This window comes from Brevibacillus sp. B_LB10_24, from assembly GCF_046036945.1.
GTDB lineage: Bacteria > Bacillota > Bacilli > Brevibacillales > Brevibacillaceae > Brevibacillus_C.
The window spans coordinates 1-15,034 of record NZ_JBJQOQ010000015.1 but is presented as its reverse complement, the minus strand read 5'-3'; the positions used below and the strand labels follow the sequence as shown (position 1 = coordinate 15,034).

General features: G+C 51.0%; 13 protein-coding genes. 6 read left to right on the top strand and 7 right to left on the bottom strand.

Features of this window, described 5'->3' with window-relative positions:
* Positions 1-13 precede the first annotated feature (13 nt).
* The 6 genes from ACI7RC_RS14865 to qoxD all read left to right on the top strand — a co-directional run bounded on the left by ACI7RC_RS14865 (position 14) and on the right by qoxD (position 6,029).
* Positions 14-1,168: a homogentisate 1,2-dioxygenase gene (locus ACI7RC_RS14865; protein WP_408109011.1), complete on the top strand. Its 1,155-nt coding sequence runs from the start codon at positions 14-16 to the stop codon at positions 1,166-1,168.
* A 138-nt stretch (positions 1,169-1,306) separates the two neighbouring features.
* Positions 1,307-1,864: a signal peptidase I gene (lepB, locus tag ACI7RC_RS14860; RefSeq protein ID WP_408109104.1), complete on the top strand. Its 558-nt coding sequence runs from the start codon at positions 1,307-1,309 to the stop codon at positions 1,862-1,864.
* Between the two features lie 325 nt (positions 1,865-2,189).
* Positions 2,190-3,131 carry a cytochrome aa3 quinol oxidase subunit II gene (gene qoxA / locus ACI7RC_RS14855; RefSeq protein ID WP_408109010.1) on the top strand — a complete coding sequence of 314 codons (942 nt, stop codon included), beginning with the start codon at positions 2,190-2,192 and terminating at the stop codon, positions 3,129-3,131.
* Positions 3,132-3,199: 68 nt separating this feature from the next.
* Positions 3,200-5,146: a cytochrome aa3 quinol oxidase subunit I gene (qoxB, locus tag ACI7RC_RS14850; RefSeq protein WP_408109009.1), complete on the top strand. Its 1,947-nt coding sequence runs from the start codon at positions 3,200-3,202 to the stop codon at positions 5,144-5,146.
* Positions 5,146-5,742: a cytochrome aa3 quinol oxidase subunit III gene (gene qoxC, locus ACI7RC_RS14845; RefSeq protein ID WP_408109008.1), complete on the top strand. Its 597-nt coding sequence runs from the start codon at positions 5,146-5,148 to the stop codon at positions 5,740-5,742. The genes qoxB and qoxC overlap by 1 nt, the downstream gene beginning before the upstream one ends.
* 2 nt (positions 5,743-5,744) lie before the next feature.
* A complete protein-coding gene (gene qoxD, locus ACI7RC_RS14840; RefSeq protein ID WP_408109007.1) occupies positions 5,745-6,029 on the top strand; it encodes a cytochrome aa3 quinol oxidase subunit IV in 285 nt (94 codons plus the stop codon).
* A 21-nt stretch (positions 6,030-6,050) separates the two neighbouring features.
* Here qoxD and ACI7RC_RS14835 read toward each other — a convergent pair whose 3' ends face one another.
* From ACI7RC_RS14835 to ACI7RC_RS14805, 7 genes are all read right to left on the bottom strand, one after another.
* Positions 6,051-6,278, bottom strand: coding sequence for a hypothetical protein (locus tag ACI7RC_RS14835; RefSeq protein WP_408109006.1), 228 nt, complete (start codon positions 6,276-6,278; stop codon positions 6,051-6,053).
* Positions 6,279-6,452: 174 nt separating this feature from the next.
* Complete coding sequence (locus ACI7RC_RS14830; RefSeq protein WP_408109005.1) at positions 6,453-7,856, bottom strand: M20 family metallopeptidase; 1,404 nt, start codon at positions 7,854-7,856, stop codon at positions 6,453-6,455.
* A 40-nt stretch (positions 7,857-7,896) separates the two neighbouring features.
* Positions 7,897-9,153 (bottom strand): amidohydrolase, encoded by a 1,257-nt coding sequence (locus tag ACI7RC_RS14825; RefSeq protein ID WP_408109004.1) that lies wholly within the window; start codon positions 9,151-9,153, stop codon positions 7,897-7,899.
* Positions 9,154-9,202: 49 nt separating this feature from the next.
* Positions 9,203-10,738 (bottom strand): AbgT family transporter, encoded by a 1,536-nt coding sequence (locus ACI7RC_RS14820; protein ID WP_408109003.1) that lies wholly within the window; start codon positions 10,736-10,738, stop codon positions 9,203-9,205.
* A 320-nt stretch (positions 10,739-11,058) separates the two neighbouring features.
* A complete protein-coding gene (locus tag ACI7RC_RS14815) occupies positions 11,059-12,378 on the bottom strand; it encodes a hypothetical protein (protein WP_408109002.1) in 1,320 nt (439 codons plus the stop codon).
* Between the two features lie 102 nt (positions 12,379-12,480).
* Positions 12,481-13,461 (bottom strand): MBL fold metallo-hydrolase, encoded by a 981-nt coding sequence (locus ACI7RC_RS14810; RefSeq protein ID WP_408109001.1) that lies wholly within the window; start codon positions 13,459-13,461, stop codon positions 12,481-12,483.
* Positions 13,462-13,584: 123 nt separating this feature from the next.
* Entirely contained in the window at positions 13,585-14,418 is an 834-nt protein-coding gene (locus tag ACI7RC_RS14805) for a protein-glutamine gamma-glutamyltransferase (RefSeq protein ID WP_408109000.1), read from the bottom strand.
* Positions 14,419-15,034: the final 616 nt, after the last annotated feature.

Sequence of the window (15,034 nt, the reverse complement as noted above, 5' to 3'; positions counted from 1 at the left end):
AGGAGGGTTCTACATGCCATTTTATCGTCAGATGGGGGAAATCCCGCGGAAGCGGCATACGATTTTCCGCAAGCAGGACGGCACTTTGTATCGGGAACAAGTCATGGGCACGAAAGGATTTTCCGGCATCCAATCGATCCTGTATCACCACAATCCGCCGACCCGGATCGTACACTCTGCGCTGCTCAAGGACTGCCGGCCAGTCTATGAAGAGCAGGCCGATCTTTGCCATCGGCACTTTTTTACCCATCCATTTGTGGAGCCCGGGGATGCTGTCGAAGGCAGGCAGTATTTGCTCGGAAATGATGACGTGCAGATCGCCGTGGCCCGGCCTGACCGGCCGATGGACTATTTTTACCGAAACAGCGACGGCGACGAGGTGTTGTTTGTCCATGCCGGAACAGGCAAGGCGGAGACGATGTTCGGAACCTTGCGCTACCAGCCCGGGGATTACATCGTCATGCCGGTAGGGACGATCTACCGGATCGTGCCGGATCCGGGGGAAGCGAAGTTTCTCGTGATCGAGACGACGAGCTGGATCACGACCCCGAAGCGCTACCGGAATCATCACGGACAGCTTCTGGAGCACAGTCCTTTCTGTGAGCGGGATATTCGCGGACCGGAAGTACTGGAGACCCACACGGACCAAGGGGAGTACGAGGTTCGCACCAAGTCAAGAGGGTTCCTGCATTCCCACTTGTTCAACCATCATCCGCTCGACGTCGTGGGCTGGGACGGTTACCTCTACCCCTGGATTTTTAATATTGGCGATTTTGAGCCGATTACCGGACGGATTCACATGCCGCCGCCGATTCATCAGACGTTCGAGGCGAACAATCTGGTGATTTGTTCGTTCGTCCCGCGCATGTACGACTACCACCCGGAGGCGATCCCCACGCCTTATTACCACAGCAACGTGGACAGCGATGAGGTGCTCTACTATGTGAAGGGGAATTTCATGAGCCGCAAGGGCATCAGCGAAGGCTCGCTGACCCTTCATCCGTGCGGAATCCCCCACGGTCCCCACCCGGGCAAGGTAGAAGCGAGCATCGGCAAAAAGGAGACGCAGGAGCTCGCCGTCATGCTCGATACCTTCCGTCCCCTGCACGTCGTCAAACAGGCACAGGCGGTCGAGGATCCGCAGTACAAATACAGCTGGAATGCGTAAGCGGCAGGGGCCAGCCTGCAACCAATGCCATGATAGCGGGTTACCCGGTGTCATGGCATTGTCATTGTCCCTGCCAATCCAGGCTGTGGTATAATGGTTCGTATCTGACATGGAGAGGCAGGGAATCTGGTGAATATTATAAAAGAGGTGTGGAGCTGGATCCGCTCTTTGGGGATAGCTGTCATACTCGCTCTGTTTATCGGCATATTTGTATTCCAACCTTTCAAAGTGGAAGGCCATTCGATGGACCCTACCTTGCATGATCAGGAACGGGTCATTGTATCAAAGCTTTCCCATACTTTTTCCTATCTTCCCGACTACGGCGATATCGTCGTCATCGACAGCCGCGTGGATCGACAGCGTACTTTCAAGGATGACTTATTGGAGAATCCGTTGTTCGGTCTGTTTCAGAAGACAGAAAACCACTTCCTTTATATAAAAAGGGTGATCGGCAGGCCCGGGGATGTTTTGGAGTTTAAGGATCACAAAGTGTACCGCAACGGCCAAGCCCTAGAAGAGCCCTATATCAAGGAGACGATGGATTTTGTGGCCGACGGGGAATGGGTTGTTCCGGAAAACCATATTTTCGTCATGGGGGACAACCGCAACAACAGCAGGGACAGCCGAGACATCGGGTTTATCCCGCTCAATCACGTGTTAGGCAAGAGCGTGTTTGAGTTTAATTTCTTTCAATAAACGGACCCTCTCCTCGGTTTTACGGGGAGAGGGTCCATTCCTTTCCTTAGCGTAAAACAACGGGATTTATAGCTCTGGGACATTCAACTAGTAGGACAAACCTCTTTTTACAAATTCAAGATTCCAGTTCGTTACCTTCTCAATTTCGACACGATTTAGCCGTCATTCCGTAACAAAGTGGACAGTGAGCGCATGAATGGCGATGTTATCATGAATGTAACATTCCAATAAAAAAACACCCGCATGTTCCATGAATTCTCTTACTTCAAGCAAGAATGATTGTGAATTTTTTCACTTTCCAAGAGCAATTGAAAGGGGAAGCTGTATGAAAAGGAAATGGGCTTTAATAAGCATTGCTCTGGCTGTCATGACGGTACTGACCGGTTGTGAACCATTACTGGTATTAGACCCGAAAGGTCCTCAAGCGCAAACGCAAGCCAAAGACATTATGCTGTCTATCGGGATCATGTCGTTTATCGTGATTGCTGTTTTCGCTTTATTGGCCTTTATGCTAATCAAATACCGCGCATCGAAACAGCCTGCAGATTATGAACCTCCGCACATTGAAGGCAGCAAGGTTGTCGAAGCGATCTGTATCGGGATTCCTGTTATCATCGTCACCTTCCTTTCAGTTGTTTCGGTGCAAAGCAACAATAAAGTAGAGGCAATGCCAAAAGGCTACGAGGATCAAAAGCCATTGGTGGTTTACGCTTCCTCCTCCAATTGGAAGTGGCATTTCAGCTATCCGGAGGAAAATATCGAGACCGTTAACTACCTGTACATTCCAACGAATCGACCGCTGGAGTTTAAGCTTTATTCCTACGGTCCCATCACCAGCTTCTGGATTCCGCAGCTTGGCGGACAAAAGTACGCAATGAGCGACATGGTGAACACGTTATACCTGGCAGCTGACGTCCCCGGGGAATACATGGGGCGAAATGCAAACTTCAGCGGAGAAGGGTTCGCTGAAAATACGTTCAACGTAAAAGCGGTGTCACCGGATGAATTTGATAAATGGGTGAAAGAAGTGAAAACGACTGCGGCACCTCTCACGGAAGAAAAATTCAAGGAGCTGTTAGAGCCTGGTCACGTTGGCCAATCCACGTACACGGGTACCCATTTAGCGTTTATGCCGGCTCCGGAAGGTGAACATGGCGGACATCATCATGGGTCAAGCGATGCCGGTGAACAGGCTGGACATGATCATGAGTCAAGCGATGCCGGTGAACATACGGAGCAAGGAGAATCAAACCACGATCATCATTAATTTTCATCGCATGTATAACATCGGTTTACTCGGCAAGCAATTAGGTTTTCTGAAAGGAGACGCACAAGATGGGTTTTTTTGACCGGTTTGCCATACCTCATCCAAATCCTGCTATTTACGCGTCGATGGTTGCCATCGGTTTAACGGTGATCGCAATCGTTGCGGGCTTGACTTATTTTAAAAAATGGGGTTATCTCTGGCGTGAATGGCTGACAACCGTGGACCACAAACGCATCGGCATCATGTACCTGATCTCCGCTTTGCTGATGCTTTTCCGCGGCGGGGCAGATGCGATTATGATGCGCGCCCAGCTCGCCGTGCCGGACAACACGCTGCTGGATGCCCAGCACTATAATGAAATTTTTACAACACACGGGGTCGTGATGATCATCTTTATGGCCATGCCGTTTATTATGGCCTTGATGAACTTCGTCGTTCCGCTGCAGATTGGCGCTCGCGATGTAGCGTTCCCCCGTTTGAATGCGTTAAGTTTCTGGCTGTTTTTCATGGGGGCCATGCTGTTCAACATCTCTTTCGTGGTTGGCGGTTCTCCCGATGCAGGTTGGACGTCTTATTTCCCGCTTGCAGGCAATGAATTCAGCAAATCTGTCGGAACAAATTACTACATGATTGCGATCCAGATCGCCGGTATCGGTTCCTTGATGACGGGTATTAACTTCATCACCACCATTCTGAAAATGAGAGCGCCTGGCATGACTTTGATGAAAATGCCGATGTTTACATGGTCTTCTCTCATTACCAACGTGATCATCGTGTTCGCTTTTCCCGTGTTGACGGTGGCGCTTGCGATGGGGACGTTTGACCGGCTGTTTGGGGCGAACTTCTTTACAACAACGAATGGCGGCATGGATATGCTCTGGGCCAACTTGTTCTGGGTATGGGGCCATCCCGAAGTGTATATCTTGATCTTGCCGGCATTCGGTATTTACAGTGAAGTGATCTCAACCTTTGCGCGGCGCAACCTCTACGGCTACAAATCGATGGTTGCCTCGATGGTGGTCATCTCGCTCTTCTCGTTCCTGGTCTGGGCGCACCATTTCTTTACCATGGGCCAGGGAGCCGTAGCGAACAGCATCTTCTCGATCACGACCATGGCGATTGCCGTTCCAACAGGGGTGAAGATCTTCAACTGGCTGTTCACGCTGTGGAAGGGAAAAATCGTGATTACCACTCCGATGCTTTACGCCATGCTGTTCATTCCGCTGTTCACGATCGGCGGGGTGACCGGGGTGATGCTCGGGATGTCTGCTGCCGACTACCAATACCACAATACGATGTTCCTGGTGGCTCACTTCCACATGGTGATTATTCCGGGTGTTGTATTTGCGATGCTGGCCGGTCTCACCTACTACTGGCCAAAGATGTTCGGGTTCATGCTGAATGAAAGAATCGGGAAAATCACGGCTTGGATGATCGCAATCGGCACACTCCTGGCATTCATGCCGATGTTCTTCTCCGGTTTGGATGGGCAAACGCGCCGGATGTACACGTACTCGGCATCAACCGGATTTGGCATGTGGAATATGATTTCATTCATCGGAGCGCTTGTACTCGCGGCAGGATTTGTTTTGATCGTGTACAACATCTACTACAGCATTCGTTACGCTTCAAGAGATATCGGTTCGGATCCATGGGATGCCCGCACGCTGGAGTGGGCTACGCACAGTCCGGTGCCAGCATACAACTTTGCCGTAGTACCGCAAGTCAATTCCATTGAAGCATTCTGGGATGCGAAGAAAAATGGGCATGACTTATTCCCAGGCAAATACGAGAAAATTCATATGCCAAATAACAGCGGTGTGCCATTTATCATGGGCTGTATCTTCTTCGCCTGGGGCTTTTCATTTATCTTCAGCATGTGGATTCCGCTCATCATCACGACCATCGGGATCTTTGCTTGTATGGCTCTCCGTTCCTTCGAACAGGATCATGGCCATTACATTTCCGTTGAAAAAATTGAGGAAACAGAGACGAAATTGCGGGGTGTTAGCTAATGAAAATAGATCACTCGCTGCCGCTTGAATACAGTACCGAAGAAAATCGCTTAAAGGTGTTGGGCTTCTGGATTTTCCTTGGCGCCGAGATTATGCTTTTTGCCACGCTTTTCGCTTCCTACTTCACGTTGGTGAATCGCACCGGCAACGGCCCAGCCGGCGCCGATATCTTCGAAATCACACCGGTGTTGCTGGAAACGATCGTACTGTTAACGAGCAGCTTTACCATCGGCCTTGGCGTACATGCCATGCGCCTCGGCAACAAGAAAGCGATGCTGTTATTCTTTGCCGTCACCCTGTTGCTTGGCGCCGGATTCCTGGCTGTGGAAATATCGGAGTTCGCTCACTATGTACACATTGGTGCAGGCCTGCAGACCAGCGCATTCACATCGATTCTGCTGACGACGCTGGGTACGCACGGAGCGCACGTTACCTTGGGGATATTCTGGGGATTGTTCATCATGCTGCAAGTGAAAAAACGCGGCTTGACCCCTGAAACAGCCAATAAATCATTCATTTTCTCGCTTTACTGGCATTTCCTGGACGTCGTTTGGATCTTCATCTTCAGTTTCATCTACCTGAAAGGAATGATGTAGGGATGAGCGAACTGTTCCCGCGCAAACAAGTACTGGGCTTTCTGTTTTCGCTGCTCCTTACCGCGGTGGCGCTTGGAGTTTACTTCTTTGACTTGTCATTTGCGGTCGGCATGACCATTCTTCTCGTAACAGCATTCGTACAGGCAGGCCTTCAGCTTGTCGTGTTTATGCACGCTGGTGAAACGAAGGATAAAGGGGCCATCTACACGAATGTTTACTATGGAATATTCATTGCCTTGGTCACGATTTTCGGAACGTTGCTTTGCATGATCTGGGGCTACTTGTAAGCCGATAAAAAAGAGGAGCGTCTACAGCGGCGCTCCTTTTTTTGTCTTCTCCAGCATCTCTTCCGTCGCGACAAAAAACATGCCGATGAGAAAGATGAAGACAGCTCCAATTACCGTACCGATGCCAATCGAAGTTAACAGGGAGTAACCGTTTTCAAAAAAACCGAGTAAGAAAAGAATAATACCTAATGTAAGAACCGTGATGCCAATAAAGTTTACAGACTTTATCATTTTCCCTTTCGAGTCCATGTTCGTTCAGCTCCTTTCTACATATTATCGCATCTTGTTCACAAAAATGTCAATTATTAAGAAGATAAATTCAACATTTAATCAGATAAATCAAGTACATGTGAATTTTTTGATCAACTCCAGGTAAGCAGAACGCAAAAAAGGGGCTGCTTTTACGCAGCCCCTGCCCGTTTGCTACTTCTTCACGGAAGGCTTGACGCCTGCCGGAATAGGATTTTTGTATGTTTCGCTGCCCAGCCGCTGTCTCAGCTCGCTTTTGGCTTGTTCGATCAGCTCCGGATGGTTTAACATGTCGATTGCGGTAGCCGCCATGACTTTGCCGGCGTGCAGCATCCCTTTATGGCCGATGGAGGTGCCGCCAAGGGTGACCCATTGCCAGGAGTGAAGCGTCGAGCCGTTGACAAAGCAGGCTGTATTGCATTGAGCTGTAGGGGTGATCCAGCTGACGTCGCCTACATCTGTGGAACCGTTCAGCGGAATCGGATCGCCCGTGTAAGGCATCAGCCAATCGACCATATCCATGTCGGGGGCATCCGGCGACGCTTTTACCGATGTGCGTCTTTCCTGTTCGGTAAGCGTAGCGCGAACTTCTTTGGCCAGCTGCAGTTCCGTTTCGTCAAACACCGGAACACCCAATCCCTGGAAGTTTTTGTACATGACCGATTCGATGGTCTTGTTCTGCACCAGGTTGGAGCAGGCTTTGTCGAAGACGATTTCCAGTTCGGTCTCCGTCATGAGCGCAGCCCCTTGGGCAATCTTGCAGACCCGCTCGTATATTTCCTGCACCTGGGGTACCTTGGGGGCCCGCACCAGGTACAGCACTTCTGCATTGGCCTGCACTACGTTGGGGGAGTGGCCGCCCGCATTGGTGATGGCGTAGTGGACTCGCGCATCGGTAATGATGTGTTCCCGCAGGTAGTTCACGCCGATGTTCATCAGCTCCACGGCATCGAGGGCGCTTCGTCCCAGGTGCGGGCTGGCCGCTGCGTGAGCGCTTTTCCCTTTAAACCGGAAGTACACCTGGTAATTGGCGAGGGAGTCGACAGCCATGATCGCATTGTAACCCATCGGATGCCAGCAGAGGGCAAAGTCGACGTCATCGAACAGCCCTTCTCTGGCCATGAAGGTTTTGCCGGAACCGCCTTCCTCGCCTGGGCAGCCGTAGTAGCGGACCGTCCCGGAGATGTTGTTTTCCTCCATGTACTGCTTGACGGCTACCGCGGCGGCCAATGACCCAGTCCCGAGCAGATTGTGGCCGCATCCGTGTCCGTTTGCGCCTGGCACAAGCGGCTCTTCCTTGGCACAGCCGCGCTTTTGGCTCATACCGGACAAGGCATCGAATTCACCCAGGATGGCGACGACCGGAGTTCCGCTTCCGAAGCTTCCGATAAAAGCCGTCTCGATCCCGCCGACTCCTCGCTCAACCGAAAACCCTTCGGCCTCCAGTGTCTTGCAGAGGAGCTCGGCGGAACGAAATTCCTCAAAGCGGGTCTCCGCATACTCCCAGATCTGATCGCTCACCTGGATAAAAAGGTCACGCTTCTGCTCAATCATTTCCGAAATTCGTTTTCCATGCATGCTTGATTACTTCCTTTCTTTTTACAGTCCGTTGAAGGCATCACTTCAGCATACGTCTGGCAATGCGGTGCAGCAGTTGGACAGCCCGCGGCAGGATCTCCTCCTGAATATCAAACTTGGGATGGTGATGGGGGGCAGGGATATCCGTGCCGATGGCCATATACGTTCCTTTTCCGCCGCGCTCCTGCACTCGCCGGATCAGGAAGCTGGCATCCTCGCTTCCCATGGAATTGGCAGCATCAATCTGGAATGTGGTAAAGCCTTCGACCTGTTTGGCCTCCTCGATCGCCAGTTCAGCCAGCTCCTTGTCGTTATCAATCGGGATGGCGGCGCCGATGACCTCGATTTCATGCTCCAGCTCGTGCATGGCTGCGCTGTGGGCAATGATGTTGCGTACCCGCTGCTCCAGGTCACGGTTCACTTCTTCGGTCACCGAACGCGTCTCCACGATCATTTTGGCATAGGAAGGGATGATGTTGGCCGCGGTGCCTCCTTCCAGGACCCCAACATTGACGCGGGTAGAACCCGAACTGAATCGCGGGACCGCATGAATGTTCAACAGGGCGGTAGCGGCTCCCAGCAAGGCGTTCCGCCCTTTTTCCGGAGTAGCCCCGGCATGGGAAGAGACCCCGTGAAAATGAACGGCCAGTTTCGTCGTAGCCAGGAATCCGGAAGACGCGCCGTGGATCTCGCCCAAGGGAAGATTGGTTCCGAGATGGTGGCAAAAAATGTAGTCGACATCGTCCAGCATCCCTTTTTGTACGATGGAATAGGCCCCGCGCACGCCTTCTTCGGCGGGTTGGAAGATCAGCTTCACGGTTCCGGCAAAATCCCCGTCCGCCAGTTGTTCCGCCAGCCCCAGCCCGATTGAGGTATGGCCGTCATGGGCGCAGGCATGCATATTGCCTTCATACACGGAGCGGAACCCTGCCGATTGCGGGAAGTGGTCGGCATCTGCGCTCTCGGGAACAGGGAGGGCATCCATGTCGAAGCGGAAAGCGACGGTAGGGCCGGCTGCTTTTCCCTTCAAGATGCCGATGACCGCCGTATACCCGCCCCTCATCTGTTCAACGATGGCGGGATTTGCCCCGTCCCGCAAGGCTCGCGCGTAAGCTGCTTCCAGCACTTCTTCTGTCGGCAGCCCGCGGCGGGAGGGGCCGTCCATTGCGTCTTTGCCATAGATGACCTCATAGCCGAGAGAAGTCAAGATCTCTACCACTTTGGAGGCGGTGCGAAATTCAGTAAATCCTACTTCGGGATGCATGTGAAAGTCTCTGCGCAACGAAATAATATCCAAAACTACGTCATCTCCCAACGAAGGTTTTTTCAGTGATGTCTACAGAGGGCTACATTTTGGGATATACACCAGGACCGATCGGCAGACCCAGGAAATACCAGACAACCAGCAGGAGCGTCCAAATAATGAAGATGGCGATGGGGTAAGGCAAAATCAAGGAATAGTACGTCCCTAATTTGGCATCTTTCTGGTACTCCTGCAAAAAGTTCAAGAATAGCGGAATAAACGGTGAAATGATCGCGAACGGGATGACGGAAGAGTCAGCAACACGGAACGCGATTTGCGCAAAGGCAGGATGATAGCCAAGCGCCATGAACATCGGAACAAATACGGGTGCGAGCAAGGACCAGATCGCAGAGCCGCTGGCGATGAACATACAGAGAAATGCAGACAGGAACATCAATCCGACAAATACAGGCGCGCCCGACATGTTCAATTTTTCCAGCAGGTCGGTGATAAACAGGGCGAGGAAGCTTCCCATGTTGCTCCAGTTGAACATCGCTACAAACTGGGAAAGCGGGAAGACCATCACGATAAAACCGGCCATGCCTTTGATCGGATCTGTTAACAGGGCTGGGATGTCGTTCTGCTTCTTAATCGCTCCCACGGTGATCCCATAGGCGATCGAAACCGTGAAAAAGAAGAGCAGGATAACAGGGACGATTCCCGAGATGAATGGAGAGGGAACGATGGTCCCGGTCTTTGGATCGCGAAGAATGCCGTTCTCCGGTACTACCAAAGCTGCCAGGATGGCAATAAACACGAGTGCTGCAATACCTGCCGCCCGCAGGCCTTTCTTCTGCACGGGTGTCAAATCTTCCAATTTTTTATCGGTACTGCCTTGATACTTGCCCAGCTTCGGTTCGATGAACTTGTCTGTGATGAAGCCGATAATCGCTGAAAGCAGGAAGACGGAAGTAGCCATGAAGAACCAGTTGTCCAGTACGCTTACCGTCACATTCGGATCAACCGATTTGGAGATCTCCGAACTGATTCCCGAGAGCAGAACATCCGTCGTGACGATGAGGATATTCGCGGTAAATCCTGAGCCGACACCGGCAATGGCGGCAAGCAAGCCAGCTACGGGATGGCGTCCTACGGCAAGGAAGATCAGCGCGCCAAGGGGAGGCATAATGACGAATGCCGCATCGGATGAAACGTGGCTGAAGAATGCGATGAACGCAACGAGATAACTGGCGTATTTCGCACTGACGCGTAAAGACATTTTGCGGATGACGGTCTCCAGCAGGCCCACCTTTTCTGCCAAGCCTACACCGAGCATCAGGGTCAAGATGGACCCCAGCGGCAGGAAGGAGGAGAAGTTTTTGATGATGTTAGGCAAAAGCCATTGCAGACCTTCCTGGCTGAGCAGGTTTTTTACATGGACTTGTTCGTTTTTGATCGGATCAATCGCTGCAACATTGAAAATGGATAAGATCGCTGTCAAAAGCATTAAAAAGGCAATTAAGTAAAGAAAGAGCATGAAGGGATTGGGAAGCTTGTTTCCGATCCTCTCGACCCATTTTAAAATTCCTGTTGCCTGGATCCGCTGCTCTTGTTGTGTATCCATTTGTTTCGCGCTCATTGCAATCCCCCTTGGGCAATTCTTTTGTTCAATACCATCTTCTTTCTGTTTGGCTGCATCTGCTGGGGCTTCGCCGCAAAAAGGGAATTCGCGGTCGGCGTTTCCATGTAAGCCCTTACTTAAATCACGAAAGAATTTTCAATAAATCCTGTGTTTCCGGCAAGCTCCTTTCTTTCGGGAATGTTAATCTCTTTAAAATCCAATTAAACGAATATAAAGAGAAATTTTCGTTAAATAAATTATATAGGGACGTTAACCTAATTTCAATACAGTTGTTATTTTAAGAAAACTAGAAAAAACACCCAAAACCGTTTGGGTGTTTACGAATGTTCCTTTTTGATTAATCTGTACATTTTTTTGGGCCTGCCGCGAAGCGACTGGAGTTCTTCCCCTTTCAACTCGGCCAATCCGCACTCGCAAAGGCTTCCCATGATCCGCTGCGCATTTCGCACAGTCATGGTGAGGTGAGAGGCGATGTCAGAGGTGGTAAACGAGTTCCAGCCCATCCGGTGCACCAATGCTTCGATTCTCTTGTACGTTTTGATGCTGACATTGACCTTGTTTAATTTCTCGAGCAAGCCTTTGTCGCTGGAGCGATAGGCGTAGGTTAACTGGTCGAACCCGCCTGCGTATTCAATGATGATGCCGTCATCCTGCACGATCACAATCCCGAATTCAGGCTTGTCCTTCGCATGCTGCAGCGCCCTTCGCGCATGGCTTTCCGCTGAAAATGCAGTCTCGCCAAATCCGATCCCTACCGCAACAGAGACGTCGGCCTCAAGGGACAGCAGTTGAACAGTTTGGCGGAGCTCATCGATTTCCCGTTCAATCGCGCCGCGGGAGCTGAATATCTGGTAGCGCCCATTTCCGTTGTCCAGCAAGGAACCATCCAGTTTTTCGCAGAGAAGCAGCAAGGTCTGCTTGATCTTCAACTCCAAATGCTGCAGATGGTAGCGCGCGTTTGACTGTTCCGCTATCTTGTCAAATTGTTCGATCTCGATGATTTCCACGCCGATCTGCGAATCCTTGAAGTAAGAGCTGCGCGCCTTCTCGATGACGATTTTCATCGCCTGCCTGATTTCCATTTTGGTCATCAGCACCCGATACACGGGAACGCCTTCCTGCTGCAGGGCGCGATAGACGGAGAGCAGCGTCGTAAAAGCCCCCTGGGTTTTTCCCTCCCGCCACAGTCGAAGGTGGAATTGCGCGATGGACTGGGGATCGTAATGTTCGTCAAATGTCCGCACATAGGTTTCTTCCGGCGGAATCTCCAATTCGGCAAATGCTTCCCGCAGGTGCTCTCCCTCAGACTCGATCATGTCGACGGAGACCCTTCTCACCACGATGTCATGCTCGAAAGCCATTTGCAAAAAACACCTGTACAGGTTGGAGCCCGTAGGGGGACAGTACACACAATTGGCTTCCGAATTCAGGACCTTGCGAGCAATCGTAAACGGAATCGGTCCGGAAAAAAACCACCCGTTGAATTCCGGGTTGTGCTCTTGGACGATGCCGCTTACTTCTTTCGCGTCTTCATACGGAAAGGGGACAAACTCTATTTCGTCGTGTTCAAACTCGTTGGCAACGTCAAGGATTCGCTCAATGGATGGAGGCGGCCCGACAACTCCAATTCTATACATAGTCTCCCTATACTCCTGTTGTTTTTGTTTTATTTCTATTATTGATTATAGCAAAGTTTCCGGTGCGGCTTCGACAATGACGCGGTGTCTCGCAGGGGAGGCTCATTCCTTTTGCCCAGCGGCATAGTAGTGCCAGACACCGTGTTTGAGCTCTTTTTGGACAGTATGCCGGACCTCCATATAATCCAGCAGACCGATGATTTCCGACATGACCAGGGCAAACTGGCTGTGGTATTTATCCTGATAGTAGGCTTGAGCCAGCTCGCTCGCTGTTGTCATTCCGGATTCGAGCATACTCCGGATTTTCGCTGCCTTCTCCTCGATTCGGCTCAATCTTTTGACAATGAGCTCTTGATGGTTGCGAATGAACGTGCCGTGTCCGGGAAACAGCGTATCCGCATCCAATGCCATGCAGCTGCGAAGCGAATCGACGTATTGACACAGGGTGAGGATCCGCCTGCCTTCCCGGTCGGGTTCGACAAGCGCGTTGCTGGAAATATGGCTGATCAGGTGATCGCCGGAAAACAGCCACTTTCTCTTCGAATCGAGAAACACCAAATGATCGGGAGAATGGCCGGGTGTTTCGATGGGCTGCAAGCCTGCGATAGGATCTGTTCCCGATAGCGGAGTGACGTTGGCCTGGATTTTATCTTTCTCATTGTCCCGCACGGCCTTTTCCAATTTTTGCACCTGCAGTTCCCCGGTTTCGCCGCACCCCATCTCCCGGTACAGCTGCCGGAAAAATTCTACCCGCAGCGAGAAGAACGCCTTGTCCCGTTTCAGCCGGTGAATCGACTCCGGATGGGCATAGACGGGCATTTCTTTCACGGCAGAAATGCGATTGATCAAACCGATGTGATCCTGGTGGTTATGGGTGAGGATGATCCGATCCAGGTCATGTACGGAAAAGCCGTTTTGATGCAACGTCTGGATGAATTGCTCCCAGCACGGTTCCGTGTCGATGCCGGCATCGAGCAGCGACAGGGAACCGGCTTCCTCTATCAGATAAAAATTAAAAGACTGCAGGCTGTAGGGTGTAGGAACGATCATCGGATAAAGAGTGCAGCCCTCTTTTGACATCATCAAATGAACTCACGCCCCTTGCTTCGCATTCGCTTTCCGTCACCTCTGCCTGGATGACAGGGTGGCGGGCTTGGTCGTGATTTTATTATATAATAAGCCGGCAGATGAAAGGACAGCATAGTTTCACAATTCCAAATAGGTCGATCCAATCTGCACGCCGATTCGTTCATACTGGGTCTGTCGAACCAGGGGGGATTGAGCCGCCGCGCTGGTGGCGTGCTGGGACAAAAAGACAAAATCAGGGCGAATGACCTCGTCGAGCAGATAAGCCGAACGTGTCGCCCCCGGCCTTCTCTGGTCATTGAGCGAATCGATGATTTCTTCTGCGCTGGTAATGCCGATCCCGTGTCCATAATAGGTATTGCGGCCGAAAAATACAGCGTTTTCCCCCTGCCATTCCGGGGTCTCCGGATCGTAGTCAGGGTTGTCGAAATACACGATATCTCCCGGGAGGACTTCCGTTTCTGCTGTTGTCAGTACCGTTACCTTCAAGTTGTTCCCATACTGCCAATCGTATAACAGGATATCCGGGAACAACCGGTCAAACGACTCAGCGCCGTTAGTTGAAAGCACGGCTCGATACAGTAAGATGACCATTGCGGTCGAGCACTCGAATGCATACCTGGAACCATGGGTGAAGATATCCCGGATCGCATCCGATGGCCTTACTCCGTCGCGGAGCTGGAATCCTCCGTATTCGGTGCGGTGCCAATACACCGGGTTGCATCGCGATTCGGCATAGGAGGTAAAGGCGGCACCGCTGTCATTTAAGGCAACGGCAGCATTCACGATGTTATTTCTTAGCGTCAATTCAAATTGGAGCTGTTGGAGAGAATCGTAGGAGAATGTGGTCCGGCTTGCCGCCATACGGTCGACGATCCTGGCCTGCAGTCTGTTCAAACGCAGCTCACTTTTAAGCGCTGCCGAATCGACAGGCGATGAAGAGATTTCGATCATGATGTTTGTTCCCCCGCTTTCCATGATGGTTATATGTATGCAGGGAATTCCCAAACCGTTTGCGATTTTACCAGGTTTCTCCGGACGCATGGGGAAAAGTAAACAGACTTATATCATTTAATTCCATAGTAAACATTGTTACATTATGCAAATGTAATCGCATTCTTTTTTGGAGGTGATTTAACAACTTGCGTCAGAAGTCTCCTTCCTCAGCGAAGCAGATGGGAGATGAATGACGCCATTCCCGAACCTCTTCGCTGGAGATAGGCAGGGAAGCGTGTATTTGTTCTCGTCATTTNACATTATGCAAATGTAATCGCATTCTTTTTTGGAGGTGATTTAACAACTTGCGTCAGAAGTCTCCTTCCTCAGCGAAGCAGATGGGAGATGAATGACGCCATTCCCGAACCTCTTCGCTGGAGATAGGCAGGGAAGCGTGTATTTGTTCTCGTCATTTTGATGCGGAAATATTCCCTAAACAAGAACGTATGTGTGGTATAATAGAATATAGAACAAATGTTCTTGATAAGGGGTGTTTCCATGATTCGTGCTCAAATCGTACGGTTTCATACCTCAAAACGAGATATCGAGCGACTCTATGCCTGTAATCGCGAAT

Bases quoted from the DNA above. Each gene is read 5' to 3' on its own strand.
- ACI7RC_RS14865 (WP_408109011.1), top strand. From the start codon at position 14: ATGCCATTTTATCGTCAGATGGGGGAAATCCCGCGGAAGCGGCATACG.
- qoxA (WP_408109010.1), top strand. From the start codon at position 2,190: ATGAAAAGGAAATGGGCTTTAATAAGCATTGCTCTGGCTGTCATGACG.
- qoxB (WP_408109009.1), top strand. From the start codon at position 3,200: ATGGGTTTTTTTGACCGGTTTGCCATACCTCATCCAAATCCTGCTATT.
- qoxC (WP_408109008.1), top strand. From the start codon at position 5,146: ATGAAAATAGATCACTCGCTGCCGCTTGAATACAGTACCGAAGAAAAT.
- qoxD (WP_408109007.1), top strand. From the start codon at position 5,745: ATGAGCGAACTGTTCCCGCGCAAACAAGTACTGGGCTTTCTGTTTTCG.
- ACI7RC_RS14835 (WP_408109006.1), bottom strand. From the start codon at position 6,278: ATGGACTCGAAAGGGAAAATGATAAAGTCTGTAAACTTTATTGGCATC.
- ACI7RC_RS14830 (WP_408109005.1), bottom strand. From the start codon at position 7,856: ATGCATGGAAAACGAATTTCGGAAATGATTGAGCAGAAGCGTGACCTT.
- ACI7RC_RS14820 (WP_408109003.1), bottom strand. From the start codon at position 10,738: ATGAGCGCGAAACAAATGGATACACAACAAGAGCAGCGGATCCAGGCA.
- ACI7RC_RS14815 (WP_408109002.1), bottom strand. From the start codon at position 12,378: ATGTATAGAATTGGAGTTGTCGGGCCGCCTCCATCCATTGAGCGAATC.
- ACI7RC_RS14810 (WP_408109001.1), bottom strand. From the start codon at position 13,461: ATGATGTCAAAAGAGGGCTGCACTCTTTATCCGATGATCGTTCCTACA.
- ACI7RC_RS14805 (WP_408109000.1), bottom strand. From the start codon at position 14,418: ATGATCGAAATCTCTTCATCGCCTGTCGATTCGGCAGCGCTTAAAAGT.